This window comes from Ferrovibrio terrae, from assembly GCF_943371255.1.
GTDB lineage: Bacteria > Pseudomonadota > Alphaproteobacteria > Ferrovibrionales > Ferrovibrionaceae > Ferrovibrio > Ferrovibrio terrae_B.
Window position 1 is genome coordinate 1 of record NZ_CALRUC010000034.1, and the last position, 22,798, is coordinate 22,798.

Genomic DNA, 22,798 nt, shown 5'->3' on the forward strand with positions numbered 1-22,798 from the left:
GCGAGCTCATTTGCACGACGGTTCGCCGGAGTTCCAGACGGTCGACCAGTCCAAGCTCATGGGCGGCAATCATGACCTTTCGGACGAAAGGTGATCGCGGCGACCAGTGAAGTGTCATCATGAGAGACCTGCCGGAGAATTGACGATAGCTATGGTGCACATGGAATTTCCATCTCAGGAATTTGTGGTGGACGCGCGAATCCGGTCGGCCTCAAGTTCTTTTAGAATTTCTGGAAAAAGCGCTTCAGCGTTATTGCGCAGACGGTCATAGGCACTGTTTCCATGGGCATCGATCGCCACGGTCAGGGGGCCCAGCTTCTCAACTTCCAATTTGGTCAACCGGAAATGTGCAATGAAATCCGGCCATGCCACGTCAACGACGCGCTTGATTGCGGTGGTATGAAGCGCCGCACCGCCCCCTAGGAACGAAAGATAGATGCATCCGGTTTGTTGCATCGCCTCGGTCGAAGCCGCGTCCAAACCACCTTTCCCACCTACAACGCGTAGACCAAACTCCCGGATGAACCTCGGCATAAAGGGATTAAATCGCGTGCTGGTCGTCGGATTCATATAGAGGATTTCGAGAGTGTCGCCCGTATCCCGGCTATAGCTGCCCAGGTGGAGAAGTGTCGCGCCTCTGAGGTCCATGGGAAGATCTTGCCCGCGATCCAGGTATTCCAGGATGCGTTCGTGAGTCGGCAGACCTGCCGTGACGATAATGTCTCCGGTCAGGGTGACGAGGTCTCCCACTGAGAGATTGCGGACTGTCGCCTCATCTAGTGGCAGCTGGAGGTGGCTGACGTGCGTCATTCGAAGCGCTCGATTCGGCCGTCGTTGTATATCCGTGCGCCTGCCTTGCGATTAATCCAGCAATTGAAGGACACAGCGACCGGCGTGAAGCCGTGCCCAGCCGCATACTCGACGTGCACCGCAAAAGCGGTGGAATCTCCGCCGGTACCCATGGGGCCGAAGCCGGTCTTGTTCACTGCCTTCAGAAGCCGCTCTTCCATGGCCGCGACAGCGGGTTCAGGATTCCGCTTTCCCAGCTCGCGCAAGGTCGCCTGCTTTGCAAGCTTGGCGCAGTAGTCAAAGCTCCCGCCGATACCGACGCCGATGACGACAGGCGGGCAGGCCTGAGATCCAGCTTTGAGAACACATTCGAGGATATACTTCTCGATGACGTCCAATGGCGGTGACGTGAATATTTCCATGGCAGCCCAGCGGCCAGAGCCGAGTGCCTTCGGCGAGCAAATAATCTCAATGTAGTCCGCGCCATCTATCAGGTCGTAGCTGACGAGCGGCATATCTTTGCCTGCATAGCCGCGCTCACGGGTCAGCGGGTTCTGGACATGCATCAGCAAAGGCGGCTCAATCATCTCGACAAGGTAAGCAAAGCCATCGACGAAAGCCTGCTTAATATTTCCCGAGAGCTGAGCCTCGGTCCCAATCCGAACCAGGTATTCCGGCACACCGGAATCTGAGCAGACGAACTGCATTGTCTGTTCGGCCGCATCGGCACTTCTCAGCATGGTATCGATCGTGGCGCGGGCATTGTCGTCGGACTCGCTAGAACGCGCCTGGCGGAGGGCTGCCTTGGTGTCCTCGGGGATTTTCTTGAGGCTGCTGCCATACAGGTCGGCAGAGACAGCCTTCACAATCTCGTAGGTAATTGCCATACGCAGTCCCTCGATACTCTGCGGGAGCCCGACCAGGCACCCACGGCGCGCGGGGAGTACCCGCGGCCGCGAACGCTCACTGACTAGTCGAGCGTGATGCCACCCTTCTTGATGACTTCACCCCACTTCTTGAATTCTGCCTGCATGATCTGGCGGTATTCATCGCCTGTGCTGGCCGATGCCGTCGCACCCTGGTTGGCAATCTGCTGCTTGGTCGCAGGATCGTTCATTGCGGCAACCGTAGCCTCGCGGAACTTGTTCGCAATATCGCTCGGCACGCTTTTATTGGCGATTAGCCCGTAGATTGTTTCGACGTTGATATTGGGAAAGCCAAGCTCGGTGGTGGTCGGAACATTGGGCAACTGGTCGGCCCGCTTCGGGCCATTGATGGCAATCGCATTGATTTTGCCGGATTTGACGAATTCCAGGACCGCGGATAGATCTGCCGGGAAGATCTGAACGTCATTGCTCATCAGACCAATGACCGCGGGCGCCGCGCCACGATACGGCACGTGGACGATATCGATGCCGGTTTCCTGTTTGATGAGTTCGCCACCCAGATGTGTCGTGGTTGCTTTCCCAGCCGAGCCATAGTTCAGCTTGCCAGGCGACTGCTTGGCCATCCGCAGCAGATCCTGGAAGCTGTTGATGCCGGATTCTTTGCTTACTGCAAGAACCTGCGGCACACGGGCGACCACGGTCAGGAACTGAATATCATCAAGGGTGTAGGCTACCTTCATGATATGGGGCAGAGCCGCGAGCGCGCCGTGAGTTCCAAACCCAAAGGTGTAACCGTCAGGCTGTGCAGTGACAGCAGCCTGAATGCCGATGGTCCCGCCACCGCCACCGCGATTCTCGATGACGACCGGCTGTCCGACCTTTTCGCTGATCTTCGGGGCGAGGACGCGCGCCAGAATGTCCACGGGCCCGCCGGCCGGGAACGGGACGATGATTTGGATTGGCCTGTTGGGCCAAGCCTGGGCCAGAGCGGGTGCAGAGATAGCGGAAAGCGACAGCGCCGCCACCGAGAGCGAGCGCAGAATATGCCTGAACATGGTTTCCTCCTCATGATTGGAAGGGCCCTGCTTGGAGCACCCTCCTTGATTTGGAGGCATCTTACGCAGGCAAATTGGTATGCTCCTAGATGGGGAGCACTCAAATCAGATATGCGTTTTTTGTTATAACCAGCCGTCCCTCTAACTCTTCGTTGCCCGGGACGCTTTCGTAGTGCGCAAAGCTCTCCAGATACCGTGGTCTGCGATGTCGTTGACAGTGCTTTGAATGAGCCTGGTCATTTCATGGCATGCCGCAGTCAATGGTCGTTGCGTCGTGGTACCCAGGGCGATTGTGCGGACAATGCCCGGGCTCACGAGCTGAACCGCCTGCAGGCGGCCGGCATCGACTTCAGCCGCAACCGCATGGACAGGTAGCAGCGTGTAACAGCCGGAACTAGCCGAAAGCTGCTTCTGCAGCGGGATCGAGTCGGCTTCGATTGCGACCGTCAGCGTGATGCCCTTCTTCTTTGCGAGCTGGTCGAGGAGAACCCGCAGCGCATTTGGCGCACCGGGTAAAATCAGGGGCAGCTTATGCAGTTTTTCGAATGGAACGGTGGTGGCCCGGTTCAGAATGCCCTTTGGCGGGCCCACGAGATAGGTATCGACGGACGCCAGCGGGGTTTCATTCTTAGCCGTGGCGTTGCCATAGCGGTAGAGCAGCGCGATATCGATACGTCCGCTGACCAGCCACTCGTCGACCTGACCTGTAGACCCTTCGAGAACCCGTAAATGGATTCCCGGATAGCGCTCGCGCGTCGCGGTATAGAGCCGCTCAATCAGGGGTAAAGACAGAGACGGCAGGATACCGATACAGACTTCGCCAGCTGGTACTGTGGCATTCGCTCGGATGTCCTCCTGCAGCTGCCTGGCTTCAAGTAGCAGGGCTTTAGCCCTGGGCAGAATGCGCTGACCTAGCTCTGTCAGCGCCACGCCGCGGCCGGTGCGGTGGAACAGTCGACCGCCACACTGCTGTTCCAGAGCCGATATCTGGCGACTGATGGCAGGCTGCGCCGTATCCAGCATGACCGCGGCTTTGGTCAGGCTGCCAAGGTCGGCCACCTCGGCGAACAGCCGGAGCTGGGCAAGTTCGATGTCAGCTAGTTCCTGTGCCATCCTGGGGAAAGCTCGTCCACAGATATGGCAATTGCCTCACACATGCACTCAGATATCCAGATTCACCACATTCAGGGCATTGCCCTGAATGAAATCGCGTCGTGGCTCGACGACATCCCCCATCAGGGTCTCGAACACGTTGTCGGCATCCTCGGCATGGTCGATCTTGACCTGCAGCAGACTGCGCGCCTCGGTATCCAGCGTGGTTTCCCACAACTGCTCGGGGTTCATCTCGCCCAGGCCCTTGTAGCGCTGCATGGTGATGCCGCGCTTGCCGGTGGCCTGCACGCGCTCGAGCAGGTCGATCGGCCCGCGCAGCGGATGTTTCTCATCCTTGCGGCGCAGCTCGGCCGCCTGCATGTAGGTCGCCTGCAACTCGCCGGCCATCTCGTTCAGCTTGCGTGCCTCGGCCGAGCGGAACAGCTGGCCGTCCAGCACATAGCTTTCGGTATAGCCGCGGAGTGCGCGCTTCACCATCAGCGTGCCATCGCCCACAGCTTCGGCCACCCAGCCGCGCTCCAGGTCCGGCGTCATCTGGTTCAGGCGGTTGGCAAGTGCCTCCGCCTTGGCCGGGTCGGTGACGATATCGGCCTGCAGCATGCCCAGGATGGCCGCCTGTTCGACAATCCACGGATTGTAGCGCTTGCCGATCGCAGTCAGCAGCGAGCGGGCAACGCGCGCATGGTCGAGCAGAATCTTGAGATCGTCGCCGGCGCGCTGGCTGCCGTCATGCAGCTGCAGCACGGCGCCTTCCATGCCTTCGCTGATCAGGAAGTCTTCCAGCGCCGCCTCATCCTTCAGATAGCGCTCCGACTGGCCGCGCTTGATCTTGTAGAGCGGCGGCTGGGCGATATAGAGATGGCCGGCATCGATCAGCGGCTTCATCTGGCGGAAGAAGAAGGTGAGCAGCAGGGTGCGGATATGCGCGCCATCCACATCCGCGTCGGTCATGATGATGATCTTGTGGTAGCGCAGCTTGGCCACATCGAAATCGTCATGGCCGATGCCGGTGCCCAGCGCCGTAATCAGCGTACCGATTTCCTGCGACGACAGCATCTTGTCAAAGCGCGCGCGTTCGACATTGAGAATCTTGCCGCGCAGCGGCAGCACCGCCTGGTTGGCGCGGTTGCGTCCCTGCTTGGCCGAGCCGCCCGCCGAGTCACCCTCGACGAGGAAGAGTTCTGCCTTGGCCGGATCGCGCTCCTGGCAATCCGCCAGCTTGCCGGGCAGCGAGGAGATATCCAGCGCGCCCTTGCGCCGGGTCAGTTCACGCGCCTTGCGGGCGGCCTCGCGGGCCGCGGCGGCTTCCACCACCTTGCCGATGATCTGGCGCGCATCGGATGGATGCTCTTCCAGCCAGTTGGCCAGCAGGTCGGTGACCATGCTTTCCACCACCGGCCGCACTTCCGACGACACCAGCTTGTCCTTGGTCTGCGACGAGAATTTCGGGTCCGGAACCTTCACCGACAGCACGCAGGTCAGGCCCTCGCGCGAATCTTCGCCGGTGATCGAGACCTTTTCCTTCTTCAGCACGCCGGTTTCGGTGGCGTAGTTGTTGATACAGCGGGTCAGCGCGCCGCGGAAGCCCGCCAGATGCGTGCCGCCATCGCGCTGCGGGATGTTGTTAGTGAAACACAGCATCGTTTCGTGATAGCCGTCGTTCCATTCCAGCGCCACTTCGATGCTGATGCCCTCGCGCTCGCCACGGATGGCGATCGGCGGCTTGTGCAGCGGCGTCTTGTTGCGGTCGAGATAGGCGACGAAAGCCTCGACGCCGCCCTCGTAGCGCAGTTCCACGCGCTTGGGTTCGACGCCGCGCATGTCTTCCAGCACGATCTTCACGCCGTTGTTGAGGAAGGCCAGCTCGCGCAGGCGATGTTCCAGCGTGGCGAAATCGAATTCGGTCTTGGTGAAGGTGTCCGTCGAGGGCAGGAAGGTGACTTCCGTGCCGCGCTTGCCATCGGCCGGGCCGACCTCGGCCAGCGGCGCCACTGGCTCGCCATGGGCAAACCGCATGTGATAGGCCTTGCCGCCACGCCAGATGCGCAGGTCGAGCGTCACCGACAGCGCATTCACCACCGAGACGCCGACACCGTGCAGGCCGCCTGACACCTTGTAGGAATTCTGGTCGAACTTACCGCCGGCATGCAGCTGGGTCATGATGACCTCGGCGGCCGACACGCCTTCCTCAGGATGGATATCGACCGGAATGCCGCGGCCATTGTCGCGCACCGTCACCGAACCATCGGGATTGAGGCCGACATAGGCCTCGTCGCAATAGCCGGCCAGCGCCTCGTCGATGGCGTTGTCGACCACTTCGTAAACCATGTGATGCAGGCCGGTGCCGTCATCGGTGTCGCCGATATACATGCCCGGGCGCTTGCGCACCGCATCCAGGCCCTTCAGCACCTTGATGGCGGAGGAATCGTAATTCTCGCCGTTGCCTTCATTGCCCTGCGGATTCACTGCGTCGCTCATCGTCCTGTAACCTCAACTGCCAATCAGCATGATACGGTGGCCCGCGGCGTTACCACGCCGTCGGTCACCGTGAAAAATTCCGCCCGGCCGGACAGGCCTTCGAACAGGTCTTCGTCCGTACCGGTCAACCAGACCTGCCCGCCGATGGCGAGCAGTTCCTCATACAAGGCCGCGCGGCGGCGGCCATCCAGATGTGCCGACACCTCGTCCAGCAGCATCAGCGGCGCCATGGCGCGGCGGGCGCGGATCAGGCGCGCATTCGCCAGCGTAATCGCAATCAGCAGCGCCTTCTGCTCGCCGGTCGAACATTGCGCGGCCGGCTGGTCCTTGTCGGCATGCCACACCGCCATGTCGCTGCGATGCGGACCTTCAGTGGCCGCACCGGCGTCACGGTCAATGCCGCGCCGGTCGGCGAGCAGGGCCCGCAGTTTCTCTTCCGCCGCCAGCGCCGGCATATCGGCCAGCCAGGTCTCGACCGGTCCCTGCGCCGCCAGCCTTGCCCGCGGAAACGGGCCGGTGGCCAGCGCCATGCCGGCCTCGATGCGGGCCAGGCCATCGCGCCGCGCCGCCGCCACGGCCACGCCATGCTCGGCCATCTGGCTTTCCAGCGCCGCCAGCCAGGCCGGGTCGGCACCACCGAACTTCAACAGGCGATTGCGTTCCCGCATCGCCTTCTCATAGGCCGCCACCTGGCGGGCATGACCGCCATCCAGGCCATAGACCAGCCGGTCCATGAAACGGCGCCGCGTGGACAGCCCCTCGACGAACAGACGGTCCATCTGCGGCGTCAGCCACACCACATCCAGATACTCGACCAGCCCGTTGGCGCTGGGCGCCGCCTCGCCATTGATACGCACGACGCGACGCTCAGACCCATCGTCTTCGCCGCCTTCGGCCAGGCCGGTGCCGATGGCCACCGGGCCCACCATGCTGGCGAGTTCCGCTTGCGCCACCCAACCCGCGCTGCCGCAACCGCTGCGGCTGACATCGGAAAGCTTCGCGCGACGCAGGCCGCGGCCGGGGCTGAGGAAGGACAGCGCCTCAAGGATATTGGTCTTGCCTGCCCCATTTGGCCCGGTCAGTACCACCGGCCCGCCCGTCAGGCGCAGATGCAGCTCGGCGTAATTGCGGAAGTCGCGCAAATTGAGTGACAGGACGGCGGTGCCGCCTGCTGTCGTGCCCTCATACGACTGTTCCGCAACCCGCGCCGCGCTGCGCAGCAACTCAGACTCGCATCGGCATCAGCACATAGAGCGCACCGTCGTCGCTCGGGTCGCGCACAACGGTGGGAGCCAGTGCATCAGCCAGCAGGAAGCGGGCATTCTCGCCTTCGATCTGCCCGGCAATGTCGAGCAGGTAGCGCGAATTGTAGCCCACCTCGATCGGCGCCGAGCTGTAGGACGCGGTCAGCTGTTCGGACGCCGAGCCCTGGTCGGGACTGGTCGCCGACAGCTCGATGCCTTCGGGCTTCAGCGACATCTTCACCGCACGGCTCTTCTCGGTCGAGATGGTGGCGACGCGGTCGACGGCGGCGGCAAAGGCCTTGCTGTCGACTTCCATCACCTTGTCATTGTCGCGCGGAATCACGCGCTCGTATTCGGGGAAGGCGCCGTCGATCAGCTTCGACACCAGCACCAGATCGCCGATGGCGAAGCGGATCTTGGTGTCGCTCAGTTCGATGCGGGCCTCGTTCGAACCGCCTTCCAGCAGCTTGCGCAGCTCGCCTACGGTCTTGCGCGGCACGATGACGCCCGGCATGCCGGCAGCACCGGCCGGCAGCGGAGATTCGACGCGGGCCAGACGATGGCCGTCGGTGGCCACTGCGCGCAGCATCGGCACGCCGGCGCTGGAGGCTGCGTGCAAGTAGATGCCGTTGAGATAGTAGCGCGTCTCTTCGGTCGAGATGGCAAAGCGCGTCTTGTCGATCAGGCGGCGCAGCTGGTCGGCCGGCAGCGTGAAGCTGTGCGGCAGCTCGCCGGCGGCCATCACCGGGAAATCTTCCTTCGGCAGGCAACTCAGCTTGAAGCTGGAGCGGCCGGCGCGCAGATCGAGGCGCTGTTCGGCCGCGGTGAAGGTCAGCTCGACCTCGGCGCCCTCGGGCAGCTTGCGCACGATGTCGTAGAAGGTATGCGCGGCCACGGTGGTGGCGCCGGGCTTCGATACCTTGGCCGGCAGCTTTTCGACCACCGCGATATCAAGGTCGGTGGCGGTCAATGCCAGCTTGTCGCCATCGGCTTCCAGCAGCACGTTCGACAGGATCGGGATCGTGTTGCGACGCTCCACCACGCTCTGGACATGGCTCAGGGCGGTCAGCAGAACGGCACGCTCGATGGTGAGTTTCATGGTTGGAAACCGGTCATGTTTTTGTTGGTTTGCGGCAGGAGCTGCCGAGTCTGTTAAGTATATCAAAGCCCCCTTTTGTACGCGAGGGATTTGCCCCTGTCCGGGGTCGTTTTTGCATGTGCGAAGGGCTTGCCTTGCGGCAAGCCCTTCTACATTTTAACTATATGATTTTATTGAGTTTTTTTTAAAACTCAACTTTCCAGTTTGCGGCGCAGCAAATCGATGTCTTCCGCGAAGGCGGCATCGATCTCGCGCAGCTCCTCGATCTTACGCACGGCATGCATCACCGTGGTGTGGTCGCGGCCGCCGAATTTGCGGCCGATTTCCGGCAAGGACCGCGAGGTCAGCTGCTTGGCGAGATACATCGCAACCTGGCGCGGACGCGCCACGGCGCGCGCCCGGCGCGGCGAATGCATGTCGGCGAAGCGGATCGAGTAATGCTCGGCCACGCGCTTCTGGATTTCCTCGATCGTCACCTTGCGGTCGTTGGCGCGTAGCAGATCCTGCAACACTTCCTGGGCCGAGGTGACAGTCACCGGCTTGCCGACCAGGCTGGCATAGGCCGAGATGCGGTTCAGGGCGCCTTCCAGCTCGCGCACATTCGACGTGATGCGGCGGGCGAGGAATTCCAGCACATCCTGCGGAATGTTGGTCAGGCCGTTCTTCTCGGCCTTGGCCTGCAGGATCGACAGGCGCAGCTCGAAATCGGTGGGGTGAATATCGGCCACCAGACCCCAGCCCAGGCGCGAGCGCATGCGCTCCTCGATGCCTTCCAGATCCGACGGCGAACGGTCGCCCGAGACGATGATCTGGCGGTTCTGGTCGCACAGCGCGTTGAAGGTGTGGAAGAACTCTTCCTGGGTGCTTTCCTTGCCGGCGATGAACTGGATGTCGTCGATCATCAGCACGTCGACCGAGCGGAACTGCTCCTTGAAGGCCATCGTGTCCTTGAAACGCAGGGCACGGATGAACTGGTACATGAACTTCTCGGCCGAGAGATAAACCACCCGGCGCTCGGGGAAGCGCTGGCGGATATGCCAGCCGATCGCATGCATCAGATGGGTCTTGCCCAGACCGACGCCACCATAGAGGAACAGCGGGTTGTAGGTCACCGTCGGGCTTTCGGCGACGCGCAGCGCGGCAGCGCGCGCCAGCTCGTTGGACTTGCCGGTGATGAAGCTGTCGAAGGTGAAGCGCGGATCGAGCGGCGCGGAAAGCTCGCGCTCGACATCGTCCATGTCGCGCACCTGCAGGGCAGGACGGGACGGCGCCGCATTGATCGAGACCGGGCGGCCGGTCAGCGGCGACGGCGCGCCATGATCGGTCGACGGGGCGGCAGCAGCCATGACCTTGCTGGCCTGCGGCGGCTGGGTGGCGCCGGTCGGGCGGACATGGATGATGACCCGGCGGACATCGGCATTTTCCAGCCGCCAGATTTCACGCAGGCGTTCGCTGTAATGATTGGCGACCCAGTCACGCATGAAGCGGGTCGGCACGGCCAGGTGAACATCGCCATCTTTGGCCAGGCCCTCGTCGGCCAGCGCCAGCGGCTTGAGCCAGGAGTTGAAGGCGGCATCGCCAAACGATACGCGCAGACGGGCGCGGACGCGCTGCCACTGCACATCCAGGGGTTCACCCGGGATAGACGGATGCTGATTGTCCGACAATTCGGACATGGAGACAGAGTGCGGCTGCGGTTGCGACGACTTGACCATATCCGACCTCAGCTCTGAATCCAGGCGAGACCGGCAGACTTCCAGCCGCTCAATCGTCCACGATGCTTTTCGGCATCGAGATCGCCCTCGAAGCCGCCAGCGACATTATAGCAGGGCCCCATGCCAGCGGCCGTCATCGCCTTGGCGGCGGCACGCGAGCGGGCCCCCGACCGGCAGATGAAATACAGCGCCTGGCCGGGTTTGATGCCCTGACCGCGCAGTTCGTCAGCAAAACGAGGGTTCACACTCATCTCAGGATACACTTGCCACGATACGAATAAGGGGCGCTTGCCGAGTTTGCCGAGATCCGGCGAACCGACGAAGCTCCATTCAGGTTGGGTACGAACGTCGATCAGCAGCGCGTCGGGATCGGTCGCCAGCTGGTTCCAGGCTTCGGTCGTCGAGATATCGCCAGCATAGTCTTCATCCCCCGCCATTACCGAAGCCAACATCCCCGAACCTCGCGCCACGTTCTTGTTTCAAAATCTATATTTTCGTCACGCGTGCAACCGGTGGTCCAGAGCGGTCTTCACAAAGGCCTTCTACCAAACGGAAGCGTTCTTTTTTCGCGCTTCACAAGGCGGCCTCGAAAGCTCTTCAACAAGCGGCAGCCGGGGCATTAAAGGGAAATCACACAGGCCACGCAAGCGGACAGATGAAGACTCCCCGAAAAAAATTTTCCCTGTTGCAGAATTAGAACTTGCTGGTGCGATTTGCGCCATGGGCGCATAGCGCACGGACTAATCCCCTCACCGATAAAACGTCTGTGAACACGGCAGACGTGCGATGCTTACCTTCGCAGTCGCATAAAAAAACATCGCCCGCTGCAAAAACAGACGGGCGATGTTTATGTCGTCTTTAGCTGACCTCGGCCGCGCAGGCGCGGCCAGGGAATCAAGCCATAGCTTTGACGCGGGCGTTCAGACGCGACAGCTTGCGCGAGGCGGTACGCTTTTTCACCACGGCCTTGCCCACGCTCTTGTCGAGAGCGGGCTGCGCCTTCTTCAGGGCGGCCGTTGCGGCAGCCTTGTCGCCGCTGGCGATTGCGGCTTCGAGGGACTTCACCGCCGTGCGGACCTTGGTGCGACGGGCGCGATTGACGGCCGTGCGCTTCTTGGTCTGGCGGGCGCGCTTCTCCGCGGACTTATGCTGAGCCATAGCTTGCGATTTCCGATAGTTGTAGATTGCCTTGCGGCCAAATCGAGGCCGGGGTTATAGCCCCGCCCCCGGCAGGCGTCAACCCTGCCAAGAGAGGCATTCCAAGCGGAGTTTTGGCATTTTTCACTGCCCATGCCGTGTCTTGGCGCCGACTTGCGGCGACTCAGGCCGATCGGCATAGTGCGGACATGCCCGACATCGCCTTGATCGCCCAAACGGTTTATCTGCTTGGCGGTGCCTTCTGCCTGTTTCTGGTGGCCCGCAGTCCGATCCCCGCCGCGCTCTTCTGGGGCATCGGCGCCGTGCTGCATGTGGCTGTGGCCGCTGCGGAACTGGCCGCCCTGATCGGCTGGTCGGGCCTGGCCGGCCTGGAGGCGGATTTACGCTACCTTGCCGCCGGCATTGGTTTTGTCGGCCTCGCGCTGGGTGCCGTCTTCAGCCTGATCATCCCGCCAGGCTCCAAACGCCTCATCCTGTTCACCGGCATTGGCATCGCCATCGCCATCGCCGTGGCCGCGGATCGACTGCCGATTGGCGGCCTGCCCCTGCCGCTGATCCTGCTCGGGATTCTGCTTCTGGCTGTGCTGATCGGCCTGCGACATCGTCCGGTGCCGGCCCGCTGGCTGCTGATCGGTGTACTGGCGGCCGCACTCGCGGAACTGGCACGCTATCGCTATCTCGGTGTCGTGCCGATAGCACCGGCGAGCCTGTCGCGCATCTGCTTCGGTTTCGCCCTCGCAGCCTTCGGTCTGACCGCATCCCGCGCCCGCTGAACCTGCGACATCGCGGCAGCCCTGCAATGAAAAGTGCCGCTTGCCGGAAATTATTTTAAATATAAAATATATTGGCAGGCCGGATCTTGGCCGCAGAGACGGGGATAGCCATGCGTGTATCGATTGTCGGGGCCGGTCCGGCCGGCCTGTATCTGGCGCTGCTGATGAAAAAGGCAGATGCCGGACATCAGATTACTGTTTACGAACGCAATCAGCCCGACGACACCTTCGGGTTCGGCGTTGTCTTCTCTGACGAGACGCTGAACCAGTTCCTGGCTGAAGATGCCGAGACCGCCCAGGCGATCCGCGACAATTTCGCCTACTGGCAGGAGATCGATGTGGTCGCCAGCGGCGAGACGATCCGCTCCGGTGGTCACGGCTTCTGCGGTCTGGCGCGCAAGAAACTGCTGCAGATCCTGCAGGCCCGCTGCACTGCCGAAGGCGTCGTGCTCAAATTCCACAGCGAGCAGCAGGACTTCGAAAGCCTGCGTCGCGATTGCGACCTGCTGGTGGGTGCCGACGGCATCAACAGCCTGGTACGCGAGACCTGGAAACAGACCTTCAGGCCAAGCATGGACTGGCGCCGGAACAAGTTCGTCTGGCTCGGCACCAGCCTGCCGCTCGACACCTTCACCTTCATCTTCGAGGCCAACCAGCATGGCCTGTTCCAGGTACATGCCTATCGTTTCGAAGATGGCCTTTCGACCTTCATTGTCGAGACCACCGAAGAAACCTGGAAGCGCGCCGGCCTCGATCAGGCCACCGAAGCCGATACCATCGCCTATTGCGAGACGCTGTTCGCCAAGCATCTCAAAGGGCACAAGCTGCTCACCAACCGCTCGATCTGGCGCACCTTCCCGACGATCAAATGCGAACGCTGGGTGCATGACAATGTCGTGCTGATCGGCGATGCCGTGCACACCGCGCATTTCTCGATCGGCTCGGGCACCAAGCTGGCGATGGAAGATGCGATTGCGCTCAACCGAGCGCTGAATGCCGGCCACCCCACCGTGCAGGCCGCCCTGAAGGCTTTCGAAGACGCCCGGCAGACGGAAGTTTCGATCCTGCAGCATGCCGCCCAGGTGTCGCTGGAATGGTTCGAGCATACCGACCGCTACCGCGACTTCGAGCCGATCCAGCTGGCGCTCAGCCTGCTGTCGCGCTCCAAGCGTATCACCTATGAGAACCTGCGCCTGCGCGACCCGGCCTTCATCGGCCAGATCGACCGCTGGTTCGCCGAAAAGACCGCCAAGGAACAGGGCGCCATGCTGGCGAAGGCCGGCAATCCGCCGCCGCCGATGTTCACGCCCTTCCGCCTGCGCAACATGACGGTGGCCAACCGCGTGGTGGTCTCGCCCATGTGCCAGTATTCGGTTGAGGATGGTACGCCCAACGACTGGACCCTGGTGCATCTGGGCAGCCGCGCCATTGGCGGCGCCGGCCTGATCATCACCGAGATGACCGATATTTCCGCCGATGCCCGCATCACCACCGGCTGCACCGGCCTGTGGAACGAGGCGCAGGCGAAGGCCTGGCGCCGGATCACCGATTTCGTGCATGGCAACAGCACGGCCAAGATCGCCGTCCAGCTTGGCCATGCCGGCCGCAAGGGGGCCACCACGCTGCCCTGGGCCGGCGGCTATGACGAGCCGCTGCCCAAGGATCGGGAATGGCCGATCATCGCGCCGTCTGCCCTGCCCTATCAGCCGCAGAACCAAGTGCCGCGCGAAATGACCCGCGCCGACATGAATGCGGTGCGCGACGATTTCGTGAATTCCACGAAGCTCGCCATCGCAGCCGGCTTCGACATGATCGAACTGCATTTCGCCCATGGCTACCTGCTCTCGACCTTCATTTCGCCGCTGACCAACCAGCGTAGCGACGAATATGGCGGCAGCCTGGAAAACCGCCTGCGCTTCCCGCTGGAAGTCTTCGACGCCATGCGCGCGGCCTGGCCGGCCGACCGGCCGATGTCGGTGCGGCTCTCGGCCGTGGACTGGGTGCCCGAACGCGGCCTCAGCATCGATGACTCCATCGCGATCGCAAAACTGCTGAAGGCACATGGCTGCGACTTGGTCGATGTCTCGGCCGGCCAGACCACCACCGAAGCCAAACCGCAATACGGCCGCATGTTCCAGACGCCATTCGCCGATGCGATCCGCCAGGAAGCCGGCATCGCCACCATCGCCGTCGGCGCCATCACCACGGCCGATCAGGTCAATACCATCGTGGCCTCGGGCCGCGCCGATCTCTGCGCGCTGGCCCGTCCGCATCTGGCCGATCCCTACTTCACGCTGCATGCCGCCGCCGATTACGACTGGCGCGGCATTTCCTGGCCCAAACAATACGAGGCCGGGCGGGACCAATTGTACCAATTGCGCATGCGCGAACGGGAAGAGGCCCAGGCGGCAGATTCTTTCGCAAAGCAGCGCGCGAGAAGAGACGAAGTCTGAGACAAGCCCTGTCGCATGCTGAATAGTCTGGTGTAGGCTTTCGCTTTCAGCCTTCTCCGGAGTTCCGATCAGCCATGCGTGACCTGCATCTGCCCGGCCGTTCGGTGGCCATGGGCCGCCACGGCGCTGCCGCCACCTCGCACAGCCTCGCCACCATCACCGCGCTCGACATCCTCAAGCGCGGCGGCAATGCCACCGATGCGGCGATTGCCGCCTGCGCCGTGCAGGGCGTGGTCGAGCCCGGCTCGACCGGCATCGGCGGCGACAATTTCGTGCTCTATGCGCCGGCCGGCACCGATACGCGCAAGGGCGGCAAGGTCTATGGCCTGAACGGCTCCGGCCGCGCACCCAAGGGCCTGACGGCCGATCTGCTGCTGAAGCAGGATATCAAGGAGATTCCGCTCACCTCGCCGCATGCGGTCACTATACCCGGCGCGGTCGACAGCTGGAGCAAGCTGAACAAGCGGTTCGGCAAGCTGCCGCTCGGCGAACTGCTGCAGCCGGCAATCCGCTTTGCCGAAGAAGGCTTTCCGATCACCGAGCGCGTCGCCACCGACTGGGGCCGCAACGAGGCCAAGCTGAAGGCCGATGCCAACACCGCCCGCATGTGGCTGAAGGATGGCCGCCCGCCCAGGGCCGGCGAGGTCTTCCGCGAGCCCGAGCATGCCAGGGTGCTGCGCGAGATCGCCGACAAGGGCCGCGACGGCTTCTATACCGGCTGGGTGGCCGAAGACATCGTCAAATATCTGAATGGCCTCGGCGCCACCCATAGCCTGGAAGACTTCGCCACCCAGGAAGCCTTCTGGGTCGACCCGATCGCCACACGCTACAAGGATGTCGAGATTCTGGAGATCCCGCCCAACGGCGTCGGCATCATCACCCTGTTGATGCTGAACATCCTGGGCGGCTTCGACCTGGGCAAATACGACCCGGTCGGCGTCGAGCGGTTCCATATCGAGGCCGAAGCCACGCGGCTGGCCTTCCAGGCCCGCGACCTTTACGTGGCCGATCCGGCCTTTGCCGATGTGCCGGTCGAGAAACTGCTGTCGCCGGGCTTTGCCGACGAGCTGCGCGGCCGCATCGACCTGAAAAAGGCGATGACGGCCCCGGGTCCCGTGGGCGGCCAAGCCTATCGCGATACGGTCTATCTGAGCGTGGTGGATGCCGAGGGCAATGCCTGCTCCTTCATCAACTCGCTGTTCTGGCCTTACGGTTCGGCACTCACCAGCCCGAAAACCGGCGTGCTGCTGCAGAACCGCGGCTGTGGCTTCAAGGTGCAGCCCGGCCATCTGAACTGCGTCGAGCCGTGGAAGCGGCCGCTGCATACCATTATCCCGGCCATGGCGCTGAAGGATGGCCAACCCTGGCTGTCATTCGGCGTGATGGGTGGCGGCTTCCAGCCGGTCGGCCAGAGCCATGTGCTGACCAACATGGTCGACTTCGGCATGAATGTGCAGGAAGCCATCGACTGCGCGCGCGGTTTCCATGTCGCCGGCAAGTTCGAGGCCGAACGCGGCATCCGCGAGGATGTGCTGCAGGGGCTGGCCAGTCTGGGTCATGAGATCAAGCGGGCCGAGATGCCCCATGGCGGCGGCCAGGCTATCCTGATCGACCGCGCCAATGGTGTACTGCAGGCCGGCTCCGACCCGCGCAAGGACGGCTGCGCACTCGCTTACTAAGATTGGCGCCTACTGAGCCGCTGGAAAACGTGGCGCACCCGGTTCCAGCGCCACGCCGGTGGCGTTCACCGTGAACGACACCAGATGATAAAAGCCGACCAGCGCGATGATCTCGATCAGCTGGTCGGCTTTGTAATGCGCGGCGGCTTGCTGCCACAGCGCGTCATCCACCGTGCCGCTGTCGACCAGCGCATCGGCCATTTCGACCAGCACGGCTTCCTCCGCGTTCCAGTCCGAGGCATCGCCATGCACGGTGGCGACGATCTCCGCTTCGCTGAATTTCGCCTTGGCGCCGAAAAAGCCGACATGCACGCCCCATTCATATTCCGCCTTCAGCCGGGCCGTGGTGCGCAGGATCAGCAGCTCGCGCTGGCGCAGCGTGATCGAGCCCCTGTCCAGCAGCCCGCCGCCGCGCCAGCGCGACAGCACGCGCGGGTTATGCGCCACCGTGCGGAACAGGCCGATATCGGCCGGCATCTGCGCCAGTTCGGCGGCGGCCTCGGGCGGATAGGGTTTGGCAAGCGGTGCGAGGCGGGGCATGGCAGGGCGGCTCCTTTTATGCTACTGAATTTGTAGCATACGATACCGCTACTGAATTCATAGCGCAAGGAGCCTGCATGGCCAGCCCGGAGCCACCCCTGCCCCATCGCCCGGTCCGCGGTTCGACCACCGGACGGCCGATCATGGCCATTCTGGACCTGCTGGGGCGGCGCTGGAGCCTGCGTATCCTGTGGGAGCTGCGGGACGCGCCGCTGACCTTCCGGGCCCTGCAGGGCGCCTGTGACGCAATTTCGCCCACGGTGCTGCAGCAGCGCCTGAAGGAGCTGCGCGCCGCCCGGCTGGTCAGCCATGACCCCGGCCAGGGCTATGGCTTGAGCGCCACCGCCCGCCGCCTGCTGCCCACCCTTCTGGCGCTGCAGGACTGGGCCGAAACCTGGGCCTCAGAGGAAGAACACTAGCCCGACCAGCACGAAGCCGAGCAGGATCACGGTCTCGGCCAGGATCAGCAGCAGCGGTTTCCAGCCCAGCGCGAACAGTTCGGCAAACGAGGTCTTCACGCCGAGGGCGGCAATCGCCACCAGCAGGCACCAGCGCGAGATCTCCGACACCGCACCCACCAGCATGGCCGGCAGCTGCACCACGCTGCCCAGGATGACCAGTGCGATGAAGCCGATCAGGAAATGCGGTAACAGCGGCTGGGTCTGCGTGTTGGCGGCGGTATGCCGGGTGCGATAGACGAGGCCGATGCCGATCACCACCGGCAGAAGGCAGGCGACGCGCACCAGCTTGACGAAGGTGGCGACATCACCGGCCTGCGGCGACACCGTGAGGCCGGCGCCAAGCACCTGCGCCACGTCATGGATGGTGGCACCGAACAAAACGCCTGATGCAGTCTCGTCGAGGCCGAGCGTCTTGGCCAGCAGCGGATAGACGATCATCGCCACGGTGGACAGCGCGGTGACACCGATGACAGTGAGCAGCGTCAGCCGTTCGGCCTGCGGCGAACGCGGCAGCGCCGCCGATATCGCCATCGCAGCAGAAGCACCACAGATGCCGACGGCACCGCCCGAAAGCAGGCCTTCCTCGCGGCTGCGGCCGGCCAGCCGGGCCAGCAGCAGGCCGCTGCCGATCGCCACTGCCACGCCGCAGACGGCCAGCAGCACCGGCACGGGGCCGAGATCGGCAATGCGGTCCACCGTGATGCGGATGCCGAGCAATGCCACGCCGAGCCGCAGGATGGTGCGGGCCGAGAGATCGATGCCGGGGCGCACGCGCGCATCGGCACTGAGGAAATTGAAGGCCATGCCGAGCAGCAGCGCGAGCAGGAACGGCGGTCCGCCGTAATGCTCGGAAATGAAGCCGACCGCCAGCGCCACGGTGCCGGCAACGGTCAGGCCCGGCAGCAGGCTGCGCAGACGCTCCATGATGGCAATGGATGCTGGCACGGCCTGTCTCAGCGAAACGGTTCGCGACCGATGATCCAGTGGGCCAGCGAATACCGCCGCCCCCGGGTGACCGGCTTGACCTGGTGCAGCGCATAGCTGGGAAACACGATCACCTCGCCGCGTTCACGCGGTGCCGCCACCAGGCTCTCGCTGCTCTTGTGGAACACCAGCTCACCGCCCTCGTATTCGTTCGGGTCGGTCAGTTGCGCCACCACGCTCAGCTTGCGCAGGGAATACGGCTCCTCGATGCCGATATCGACATGGCCGATGTAATGCTGGCCCACCTCGTAGCGGGCGATCTGGATCTGCTCGGCGCCATCGAGCTGGAAATTCCAGAAATCACGGTTGGCCTGCAAAGCCGTGGCGATCATCTTGTCATACAGCCAGGCCGCATCGCCGCCGCGCGGGATAAAGGTGATCGAGGAATTGCGCTGGGCCGCATCGGTCGTCACGGTGCCATCGATGGTGCCGGGGCGCAGGGCTGCGGCTTCCGTCAGGGCGATGGCACGGTCGCATTCTTCCCCGGTCAGCACCGGACCGAGGAAGCCGAACAGCGGCAGACGGCGCATCAGAAGCCGCGCTGCTGGCGCACCCGGTCCAGCTGGTCAGCCGGCAATTCGAGACCGACCAGGATTTCAAATTCGGTGGTGCGGCGGCCATTCAGTGGCAGCACCTGCTCGAACTCGTCGCCGACCACGACGCGGCGCTGCGCATCCTTGAACGGGACGCGGGCCACAAAGCGCTCGCGCGAGATCACATTCTGCTGGGTATCGACCAGGGCGACGAAGTACGGCACCAGCGCCTCGGTGCCGGTCGCGGCCGGGCCGCGGGCTGCACCGATCTGCAGGATGAAGCTGATCACCACGGTGGCCTGCTTGTCCTGGAACTTGCAGGTGCCGTTGTAGTCCAGCAGCTCGGTCTGGAAGGTCACGTCGGTGAGATCGCGGCCGGGACCGTCGCGATACTGGGTCGCCTTCTGCGCGTCGCCCAGAATGCCGACTCGCGGGCAGGGCGGCGTATTGCGCTTGTTGCCGCCGCAGGCCGACAGGATGCCGGCCAGCAGGACGACGGCCAACACGGTGAGAAACGGAAAACGGGAGAGGCGCAGGCTGATCATGGCAGAACGCTTACCGGTGCGGTGGATCGAGGGCAACTGGGCGAGCGGAGCGGCACCGGTTCGGTCATGGCGGCCTTTCCTTCGCACGGCGAGTGTATTAGCTTGCCCGGCAGTTTTCCGGGCCCCATTCTGTATAGAAGAGGGGCTTGGCCGAGACAAGCGACAGGCCTGCAACCCGTTGATCCGAAATGACTGATTCTGCAGCCTGACCCCATTGCCCCTGACGCCCGCATCACACCAGACGCCCAAAGAGACACCCGTCCGATGAACCCCGCCGACCGTCCTTCGATAGCCCTGGTGCTGGCTGCCCCGCGCGGCTTCTGCGCCGGCGTCGACCGCGCCATCCAGATCGTCGAGCGCGCGCTGGAGCGATTCGGCGCGCCGGTCTATGTGCGGCACGAGATCGTGCATAATCGTTTCGTGGTCGACAGCCTGGCCGCCAAGGGCGCCATCTTCGTCGATGAACTGGATGAAGTACCGGCCGGGGCCCATGTGGTGTTTTCCGCCCATGGCGTGCCCAAATCGGTGCCTGCCGATGCCGAGGCCCGCAAACTGTCCTACCTGGACGCCACCTGCCCGCTGGTCAGCAAGGTGCATCGCGAGGCCGAGCGGCATCACCGCGAAGGCCGTCGCATCGTACTGATCGGCCATGCCGGCCATCCCGAGGTGATCGGCACCATGGGCCAGCTGCCGCCCGGCGCCGTGGTACTGATCGAGACGGTGGCCGATGTCGCCGGCCTGCAACTCGCGCGCGACAATGAGCCGTTGGCCTATATCACCCAGACGACGCTTTCGGTCGATGACACCGCGCATATCATCGCGGCCCTGAAGCAGCGCTTCGCCCAGATCGAGGGGCCGAAGAAGGAAGACATCTGCTACGCCACCACCAACCGCCAGGTGGCAGTGAAGGCGATTGCCGCCCACAGCGACGCCGTGCTGGTGATCGGCGCACCGAATTCGTCCAACTCCCTGCGCCTGGTTGAAGTGGCCAAACGCGAAGGCTGCCAGATCGCACAGCTAGTGCAGCGTGCTGCCGATATTGACTGGGCGGCGCTGGACGGCGTGAAATCCGTCGGCATCACCGCCGGCGCCAGCGCGCCAGAGCTGCTGGTCGAGGAAGTGATCGCCGCGTTCCGCGAACGCTATAGCGTCACCGTGCGCGAAATCGAAACCGCCACCGAGTCCGTGCAGTTCAAGCTGCCGGTTGCCCTCGACGCCTCTGCCGCCTGACCCTTCGGACTGATTCCCATGGCCGTCTACACCGAAATCGACGACGACCAGCTGGCCGCGCTGCTGGCCCGCTATCAGATCGGCCGCGCCGTGTCCTGCAAAGGCATCGCCGAGGGCGTGGAGAATTCCAACTATCTGCTGGTGACCGAAACCGGCACCTATATCCTCACGCTGTATGAGCGCCGGGTGAACCGCGGCGACCTGCCCTATTTCCTCGGCCTGATGAACCATCTGGCCGACAAGGGCCTGGCCTGCCCGACCGCGCTGCATGACCGCGACGGCAACACCCTGAACGAGGTGGCCGGCCGCCCCTGCGCCATCATCAGCTTCCTGAAAGGCGTGTGGCCGCGCAAACCCAATGCCCGCCATTGCCAGCAACTCGGCGCCGCCACCGCACGACTGCATCTGGCCGGCCGCGATTTCCCGATGCAGCGCATCAATGCGCTGAGCGTGGATGGCTGGGCCAAGCTGGTGAGCGATTGCGAGGCCCGGGCCGACAGCGTGCTGCCGGGTCTCGCCCGTGAGATCGTGCGCGAATACGATGGCCTGAAAGCCGCCTGGCCCGATACGCCGGGCCGCGCCGGCGACCGGCCGCTGCCGCATGGCGTCATCCATGCCGATCTGTTCCCCGACAATGTCTTCTTCCTGGATGAGCAGTTCAGCGGGCTGATCGACTTCTATTTCGCCTGCAACGACTATTTCGCCTATGACCTAGCGATCTGCCTGAATGCCTGGTGCTTCGAGGCCGATGGCGCCTTCAACGTGACCAAGGCGCGCGCGCTGCTGGCCGGCTATCAGTCGGTGCGGCCTCTGACCGACGGCGAGGTGCATACCCTGCCGCTGTTCGCCCGCGGCTCGGCCCTGCGCTTCCTGCTGACCCGGCTGTATGACTGGCTCAACCAGGTGCCCGGCGCGATGGTGAAGCCCAAGGATCCGCTGGAATACTGGCAGAAGCTGAAATTCCACCGTCAGGTCCTGGGTGCATCGGCCTATGGCATCGAACGCTGAGATGCCCGACCTGCTGAGCGTTGAAGTCTTCACCGATGGCGCCTGCCTCGGCAATCCCGGCCCCGGCGGCTGGGCCGCCCTGCTGCGCTATGGCGAGACCGAGAAAGAGCTGAGCGGTGGCGATCCGCAGACCACCAACAACCGCATGGAACTGCTGGCAGTGATCATGGCCCTCGAAGCCCTGAAAAAGCCGTGCAATGTCGCAGTGTATTCCGACAGCCGCTATGTCATCGACGGTGCCACCGGCTGGCTGCGCTCCTGGAAGGCGCGCGGCTGGAAAACCGCCGACCGCAAGCCGGTGAAGAATGTCGATCTCTGGCAGCGCTTCGAACTGGCCGTGGCACCGCATACGGTAAGCTGGAACTGGGTGCGCGGCCATGACGGCCATGTCGAGAATGAGCGCGTCGACGTGCTGGCGCGCAATGCCGCCACCGAAATCGCCGGCGATACTATCAGGCCGAAAAAGAAAAAGCCGGCCCGGTAAACCCGGACCGGCTTTGCATCGCGTTGCTGCGGCTTAGATCTGGCCGAGCAGGGTATTGGCGTCCGAAACCTCGAAGGCGCCGGGCTTTTCCAGGTTGAGCTGCTTGACCACGCCGTCATCGACCAGCATCGAGTAACGCTGTGAGCGCACGCCCATGCCGCGGGCGGTGAGGTCGAATTCCATGCCGATCGCCTTGGTCAGCTCGCCCGAACCGTCGGCCAGCATCACCACCTTGTCGCCGACATTCTGGGCCTTGCCCCAGTTGCCCATCACGAAAGCGTCATTGACCGACAGGCAGGCAATGGTCTCGACACCCTTCTTCTTCAGGTCGTCGAACTTCTCGATGAAGCCGGGCAGATGCTTGGCCGAGCAGGTCGGGGTGAAAGCGCCCGGCAGGGCGAACAGGGCAACCTTCTTGCCCTTGAAAAACTCTGCCGCTTTCACGGCCTGCGGGCCCTGATCGGACATCACATACAGTGTGGCATCGGGAATGCGGTCGCCAACCTTGATGGTCATGGTTTCCTCGTCTTGGTTTGGATCTTGGCCGTTACAAAGCCGCGGATACGGCGG

At 63.4% G+C, this 22,798-nt stretch carries 22 protein-coding genes; 7 read left to right on the plus strand and 15 right to left on the minus strand.

What is annotated here, in order from left to right:
• Positions 1 to 174: 174 nt before the first annotated feature.
• The 10 genes from AAG799_RS09500 to rpsT form a co-directional block, all read right to left on the minus strand.
• On the minus strand, positions 175 to 810 hold the full coding sequence (locus AAG799_RS09500) for a fumarate hydratase C-terminal domain-containing protein (protein WP_341895587.1): 636 nt from the start codon (positions 808 to 810) through the stop codon (positions 175 to 177).
• Positions 807 to 1,676 (minus strand): fumarate hydratase, encoded by an 870-nt coding sequence (locus AAG799_RS09505; RefSeq protein ID WP_341895588.1) that lies wholly within the window; start codon positions 1,674 to 1,676, stop codon positions 807 to 809. Before AAG799_RS09505 ends, AAG799_RS09500 begins: the two co-directional genes overlap by 4 nt.
• A gap of 83 nt (positions 1,677 to 1,759) precedes the next feature.
• Positions 1,760 to 2,731 (minus strand): tripartite tricarboxylate transporter substrate binding protein, encoded by a 972-nt coding sequence (locus tag AAG799_RS09510; protein ID WP_341895589.1) that lies wholly within the window; start codon positions 2,729 to 2,731, stop codon positions 1,760 to 1,762.
• Between the two features lie 141 nt (positions 2,732 to 2,872).
• Positions 2,873 to 3,844 (minus strand): LysR substrate-binding domain-containing protein, encoded by a 972-nt coding sequence (locus AAG799_RS09515; protein WP_341895590.1) that lies wholly within the window; start codon positions 3,842 to 3,844, stop codon positions 2,873 to 2,875.
• 48 nt (positions 3,845 to 3,892) lie between these two features.
• Positions 3,893 to 6,322, minus strand: coding sequence for a DNA topoisomerase (ATP-hydrolyzing) subunit B (gene gyrB, locus AAG799_RS09520; protein WP_341895591.1), 2,430 nt, complete (start codon positions 6,320 to 6,322; stop codon positions 3,893 to 3,895).
• Positions 6,323 to 6,345: 23 nt separating this feature from the next.
• A complete protein-coding gene (gene recF / locus AAG799_RS09525; RefSeq protein ID WP_341895592.1) occupies positions 6,346 to 7,545 on the minus strand; it encodes a DNA replication/repair protein RecF in 1,200 nt (399 codons plus the stop codon).
• Position 7,546: 1 nt separating this feature from the next.
• Entirely contained in the window at positions 7,547 to 8,665 is a 1,119-nt protein-coding gene (gene dnaN / locus AAG799_RS09530; RefSeq protein WP_341895593.1) for a DNA polymerase III subunit beta, read from the minus strand.
• 191 nt (positions 8,666 to 8,856) lie between these two features.
• Entirely contained in the window at positions 8,857 to 10,341 is a 1,485-nt protein-coding gene (gene dnaA / locus AAG799_RS09535; protein WP_341895594.1) for a chromosomal replication initiator protein DnaA, read from the minus strand.
• Positions 10,342 to 10,388: 47 nt separating this feature from the next.
• Positions 10,389 to 10,817, minus strand: coding sequence for a rhodanese-like domain-containing protein (locus tag AAG799_RS09540; protein WP_341895595.1), 429 nt, complete (start codon positions 10,815 to 10,817; stop codon positions 10,389 to 10,391).
• A gap of 457 nt (positions 10,818 to 11,274) precedes the next feature.
• Positions 11,275 to 11,538, minus strand: a complete 264-nt coding sequence (rpsT, locus tag AAG799_RS09545; RefSeq protein ID WP_341895596.1) for a 30S ribosomal protein S20 — start codon at positions 11,536 to 11,538, stop codon at positions 11,275 to 11,277.
• 188 nt (positions 11,539 to 11,726) lie between these two features.
• Here rpsT and AAG799_RS09550 point away from each other — a divergent pair, with 188 nt between their 5' ends.
• The 3 genes from AAG799_RS09550 (at position 11,727) to ggt (ending at position 16,443) form a co-directional block, all read left to right on the plus strand.
• Positions 11,727 to 12,311 carry a hypothetical protein gene (locus AAG799_RS09550; RefSeq protein WP_341895597.1) on the plus strand — a complete coding sequence of 195 codons (585 nt, stop codon included), beginning with the start codon at positions 11,727 to 11,729 and terminating at the stop codon, positions 12,309 to 12,311.
• A gap of 110 nt (positions 12,312 to 12,421) precedes the next feature.
• The gene (locus tag AAG799_RS09555) at positions 12,422 to 14,764 is read left to right on the plus strand and encodes a bifunctional salicylyl-CoA 5-hydroxylase/oxidoreductase (protein WP_341895598.1); all 2,343 of its coding nucleotides are present in this window, start codon (positions 12,422 to 12,424) and stop codon (positions 14,762 to 14,764) included.
• 74 nt (positions 14,765 to 14,838) lie between these two features.
• Positions 14,839 to 16,443: a gamma-glutamyltransferase gene (gene ggt, locus AAG799_RS09560; protein ID WP_341895599.1), complete on the plus strand. Its 1,605-nt coding sequence runs from the start codon at positions 14,839 to 14,841 to the stop codon at positions 16,441 to 16,443.
• Between the two features lie 9 nt (positions 16,444 to 16,452).
• Here ggt and AAG799_RS09565 read toward each other — a convergent pair whose 3' ends face one another.
• On the minus strand, positions 16,453 to 16,983 hold the full coding sequence (locus AAG799_RS09565; protein ID WP_341895600.1) for a hypothetical protein: 531 nt from the start codon (positions 16,981 to 16,983) through the stop codon (positions 16,453 to 16,455).
• Positions 16,984 to 17,060: 77 nt separating this feature from the next.
• On the opposite strand from AAG799_RS09565, the gene AAG799_RS09570 reads away from it, so the two are divergent.
• Positions 17,061 to 17,402, plus strand: coding sequence for a helix-turn-helix domain-containing protein (locus AAG799_RS09570; RefSeq protein ID WP_341895601.1), 342 nt, complete (start codon positions 17,061 to 17,063; stop codon positions 17,400 to 17,402).
• Here AAG799_RS09570 and AAG799_RS09575 read toward each other — a convergent pair.
• From AAG799_RS09575 to AAG799_RS09585, 3 genes are read right to left on the minus strand one after another with little or no spacing between them, the layout of a single operon-like run.
• On the minus strand, positions 17,385 to 18,389 hold the full coding sequence (locus tag AAG799_RS09575; protein ID WP_341895602.1) for a putative sulfate exporter family transporter: 1,005 nt from the start codon (positions 18,387 to 18,389) through the stop codon (positions 17,385 to 17,387). The genes AAG799_RS09570 and AAG799_RS09575 overlap by 18 nt on opposite strands.
• Positions 18,390 to 18,397: 8 nt before the next feature.
• Complete coding sequence (locus AAG799_RS09580; protein WP_341895603.1) at positions 18,398 to 18,958, minus strand: 2OG-Fe(II) oxygenase; 561 nt, start codon at positions 18,956 to 18,958, stop codon at positions 18,398 to 18,400.
• On the minus strand, positions 18,958 to 19,506 hold the full coding sequence (locus AAG799_RS09585) for a hypothetical protein (RefSeq protein WP_341895604.1): 549 nt from the start codon (positions 19,504 to 19,506) through the stop codon (positions 18,958 to 18,960). Before AAG799_RS09585 ends, AAG799_RS09580 begins: the two co-directional genes overlap by 1 nt.
• Positions 19,507 to 19,770: 264 nt before the next feature.
• Between AAG799_RS09585 and ispH the strand changes: the two genes are divergently transcribed.
• The 3 genes from ispH to rnhA are packed head-to-tail and all read left to right on the plus strand — an operon-like array spanning position 19,771 to position 22,228.
• On the plus strand, positions 19,771 to 20,736 hold the full coding sequence (gene ispH, locus AAG799_RS09590; RefSeq protein ID WP_341895605.1) for a 4-hydroxy-3-methylbut-2-enyl diphosphate reductase: 966 nt from the start codon (positions 19,771 to 19,773) through the stop codon (positions 20,734 to 20,736).
• An 18-nt stretch (positions 20,737 to 20,754) separates the two neighbouring features.
• Positions 20,755 to 21,744 (plus strand): homoserine kinase, encoded by a 990-nt coding sequence (locus tag AAG799_RS09595; RefSeq protein WP_341895606.1) that lies wholly within the window; start codon positions 20,755 to 20,757, stop codon positions 21,742 to 21,744.
• Positions 21,728 to 22,228 carry a ribonuclease HI gene (gene rnhA, locus AAG799_RS09600; RefSeq protein ID WP_341895607.1) on the plus strand — a complete coding sequence of 167 codons (501 nt, stop codon included), beginning with the start codon at positions 21,728 to 21,730 and terminating at the stop codon, positions 22,226 to 22,228. Before AAG799_RS09595 ends, rnhA begins: the two co-directional genes overlap by 17 nt.
• A gap of 33 nt (positions 22,229 to 22,261) precedes the next feature.
• Here rnhA and AAG799_RS09605 read toward each other — a convergent pair whose 3' ends face one another.
• On the minus strand, positions 22,262 to 22,744 hold the full coding sequence (locus tag AAG799_RS09605) for a peroxiredoxin (RefSeq protein WP_341895608.1): 483 nt from the start codon (positions 22,742 to 22,744) through the stop codon (positions 22,262 to 22,264).
• Positions 22,745 to 22,798 lie beyond the last annotated feature (54 nt).

Excerpts from the sequence above, each read along its gene's own strand:
- AAG799_RS09500 (WP_341895587.1), bottom strand. The coding sequence starts at position 810 with ATGACGCACGTCAGCCACCTCCAGCTGCCACTAGATGAGGCGACAGTC.
- AAG799_RS09505 (WP_341895588.1), bottom strand. The coding sequence starts at position 1,676 with ATGGCAATTACCTACGAGATTGTGAAGGCTGTCTCTGCCGACCTGTAT.
- AAG799_RS09510 (WP_341895589.1), bottom strand. The coding sequence starts at position 2,731 with ATGTTCAGGCATATTCTGCGCTCGCTCTCGGTGGCGGCGCTGTCGCTT.
- AAG799_RS09515 (WP_341895590.1), bottom strand. The coding sequence starts at position 3,844 with ATGGCACAGGAACTAGCTGACATCGAACTTGCCCAGCTCCGGCTGTTC.
- gyrB (WP_341895591.1), bottom strand. The coding sequence starts at position 6,322 with ATGAGCGACGCAGTGAATCCGCAGGGCAATGAAGGCAACGGCGAGAAT.
- dnaN (WP_341895593.1), bottom strand. The coding sequence starts at position 8,665 with ATGAAACTCACCATCGAGCGTGCCGTTCTGCTGACCGCCCTGAGCCAT.
- dnaA (WP_341895594.1), bottom strand. The coding sequence starts at position 10,341 with ATGTCCGAATTGTCGGACAATCAGCATCCGTCTATCCCGGGTGAACCC.
- AAG799_RS09540 (WP_341895595.1), bottom strand. The coding sequence starts at position 10,817 with ATGGCGGGGGATGAAGACTATGCTGGCGATATCTCGACGACCGAAGCC.
- rpsT (WP_341895596.1), bottom strand. The coding sequence starts at position 11,538 with ATGGCTCAGCATAAGTCCGCGGAGAAGCGCGCCCGCCAGACCAAGAAG.
- AAG799_RS09550 (WP_341895597.1), top strand. The coding sequence starts at position 11,727 with ATGCCCGACATCGCCTTGATCGCCCAAACGGTTTATCTGCTTGGCGGT.
- AAG799_RS09555 (WP_341895598.1), top strand. The coding sequence starts at position 12,422 with ATGCGTGTATCGATTGTCGGGGCCGGTCCGGCCGGCCTGTATCTGGCG.
- ggt (WP_341895599.1), top strand. The coding sequence starts at position 14,839 with ATGCGTGACCTGCATCTGCCCGGCCGTTCGGTGGCCATGGGCCGCCAC.
- AAG799_RS09565 (WP_341895600.1), bottom strand. The coding sequence starts at position 16,983 with ATGCCCCGCCTCGCACCGCTTGCCAAACCCTATCCGCCCGAGGCCGCC.
- AAG799_RS09570 (WP_341895601.1), top strand. The coding sequence starts at position 17,061 with ATGGCCAGCCCGGAGCCACCCCTGCCCCATCGCCCGGTCCGCGGTTCG.
- AAG799_RS09580 (WP_341895603.1), bottom strand. The coding sequence starts at position 18,958 with ATGCGCCGTCTGCCGCTGTTCGGCTTCCTCGGTCCGGTGCTGACCGGG.
- AAG799_RS09585 (WP_341895604.1), bottom strand. The coding sequence starts at position 19,506 with ATGATCAGCCTGCGCCTCTCCCGTTTTCCGTTTCTCACCGTGTTGGCC.
- ispH (WP_341895605.1), top strand. The coding sequence starts at position 19,771 with ATGAACCCCGCCGACCGTCCTTCGATAGCCCTGGTGCTGGCTGCCCCG.
- AAG799_RS09595 (WP_341895606.1), top strand. The coding sequence starts at position 20,755 with ATGGCCGTCTACACCGAAATCGACGACGACCAGCTGGCCGCGCTGCTG.
- rnhA (WP_341895607.1), top strand. The coding sequence starts at position 21,728 with ATGGCATCGAACGCTGAGATGCCCGACCTGCTGAGCGTTGAAGTCTTC.
- AAG799_RS09605 (WP_341895608.1), bottom strand. The coding sequence starts at position 22,744 with ATGACCATCAAGGTTGGCGACCGCATTCCCGATGCCACACTGTATGTG.